The organism is Pseudochryseolinea flava (genome assembly GCF_003286915.1).
GTDB classification, from domain to species: Bacteria; Bacteroidota; Bacteroidia; order Cytophagales; family Cyclobacteriaceae; genus Ohtaekwangia; species Ohtaekwangia flava.
Map to the genome: position 1 here is coordinate 1 of NZ_QMFY01000042.1, position 2,086 is coordinate 2,086.

General features: G+C 44.8%; 3 protein-coding genes. All 3 read right to left on the reverse strand.

The features are described from left to right. Positions 1 to 24: 24 nt before the first annotated feature. A complete protein-coding gene (gene tnpC / locus DQQ10_RS27660) occupies positions 25 to 1,479 on the reverse strand; it encodes an IS66 family transposase (RefSeq protein WP_112750201.1) in 1,455 nt (484 codons plus the stop codon). Positions 1,480 to 1,494: 15 nt separating this feature from the next. Next, the gene (tnpB, locus tag DQQ10_RS27665; RefSeq protein WP_112750202.1) at positions 1,495 to 1,863 is read right to left on the reverse strand and encodes an IS66 family insertion sequence element accessory protein TnpB; all 369 of its coding nucleotides are present in this window, start codon (positions 1,861 to 1,863) and stop codon (positions 1,495 to 1,497) included. A gap of 6 nt (positions 1,864 to 1,869) precedes the next feature. Then, positions 1,870 to 2,086 (reverse strand): IS66 family insertion sequence element accessory protein TnpA (gene tnpA, locus DQQ10_RS28175; protein ID WP_112750203.1); only part of this gene is annotated, 217 nt, incomplete at its 5' end.

Below are 2,086 nucleotides of genomic sequence, written 5' to 3' on the forward strand. Positions count from 1 at the left end.
GTAAGCCCCCGGCCAACTACGTCTTTAAATTTTGTGTGGCAGCAGGTCGTCAATATTATTGACACTTCTCTTTGGAAGCTCTTCAAGCACATGGGTGAGCCAGCGCATAGGCTCGATCCCGTTCACTTTGCAACTTGCCAGCAAAGAATATATCATCGCTATTCGTTGCGCTGATTCATGTGATCCAGCAAATAAAAAGTTTTTTCGTCCAAGCGCAATCGGCCGAATCTCATTCTCGATCTTGTTGTTGTCAATTTCAAGGCGACCATCGTTGACGAACTCTGTCAACTCTCGCCAGCGCTTCAGGGAATACGACAAAGCTTTTCCAATCGGAGATGACGGCGTTACTTTCGCGTACTCAGCTCGCATCCACTGATGTAGCGTCTCTAGCTTTGATGCAATGATCTCTTGGCGCAACTTCTTTCGTTCTTCTATCGGGATATCTTTCATCTGCCGCTCCTGATCATAGATCTCTTGAAAGGCAAGCAACGCATATGTGGTTCTCTGCTTATCGTTTATCTCGGCTTCAACAAAGTAACGGCGTGCATGCGCCATACAGCATAGTGTAGTGATACCGTTGTGTTTTGAAAACTGATCGTATGCCGCATAACCATCGGTCTGTAAGTAACCTTTGAAGTCCTTAAGCATCTTTGCTGGGGCCTCTTTGTTGCGACCACGTTGGTATTCAAACAATACCAGATTGCTCAATACATCGCGATACGCCCATAGGTAACCCTGATGACTACTCCCTTGTTTCTCACTATCAAGAACTTTTATGCCTGTTTCGTCTGCTTGAAGATAAATGCTACTGAGTATTTTTCTTTTTAACTGTTCATACAACGGGGTGAGTACATCCAAACCATTATTGGTCCAATCCAGCACTGTGTTGTAATGTAAATTAATCCCTGAACGCTTGAAGATTGCGATCTGACGATAGATCGGAAGATGATCAATAAACTTTCCAACGATTAGCATAGCCAGCACCGACGCACCTGCAACTCCTTTATCAATAGCTCTTGCTGGGAGTTGACCGATCGCAATACCTGATCCTTCGTTGCGTACATACTTACGACGCACGTAACGCTTCACATAAAACTCCGCTGCTTTTACTTCTAAAACTTCGGTAACTTCATCTTCAAGTCGTCTAAGTCCTGTCACATCTTCTTGTGGCTCGATGATGATATCTTCTCTGCGAAGAGTCGATGGAAGTGGTGTACGACCTGGATGTTTCTTTGCTTCTAGTTTTACTTTGACACGATCGTGTTCTTTGATCTTGGTCTTCTTTACTTCTACTTCGGCGATAGCTTCCGTCGATACGCCAAGCGAAAGTTGATTGTCAGGAGTTTCTTGGACTTTGAAGCCTTCACTCTTTGGTCCGAACACCAGTTTCTGCAACAGCGCGACCTGGTGCTGAAGATTCATCACCTTATCGACTAGGTCATCTTTGCTTAAAGTTTCAATGTCTGTTCTCTTGGTCACGCCGTGCGAAAATAATCACACAACGCCAAGAGAAGAAATGCTCTTCACAACATAACGTTGCCGGAGTGAAACTTTTTTCAGATTAACTCCCGCAAGGATAAAATTGAGTTGTTCTGCTGAAATACTTTGGTGAGTCGTGTTTCCTTCAGGCATCTCGAAGGTGCCACACTCAAGACGTTTTTGATACAACGCAAATCCATCATCTTCCCACAGCAACAACTTTACACGTCGGCGAGCGCGACAGAAGAAAATGAACAACTCGCCACTCAAGGGATCTTTATTCAGTTCATTCCTCACCAAACCACAGAGACTATCGACGCCTTTGCGCATGTCGGTGTGTCCCCGATAAAGGTAGCAGCGATGAAATCGGGTTATCGAAAGCATCGAATATCATTTCAGAAGTTCGCGGAGCCATGTTGTTGGCGGAGTGCCATGAAAGGTCACACGTGCGCCAGAAGGAAAATCAACCTCAAAAGTATTTACAGGTTCAACCTCTGATAGCTTTACTTCGGAAAACCCCGACGATGCTTGCAAAGAAAGTCGCTTGCACCAATAGTGAAAAGTTTGGTAGGTAATGTTTCGATCGCGACAAAACGCTTTCTTGCTA

Bases quoted from the DNA above. Each gene is read 5' to 3' on its own strand.
- tnpB (WP_112750202.1), bottom strand. From the start codon at position 1,863: ATGCTTTCGATAACCCGATTTCATCGCTGCTACCTTTATCGGGGACAC.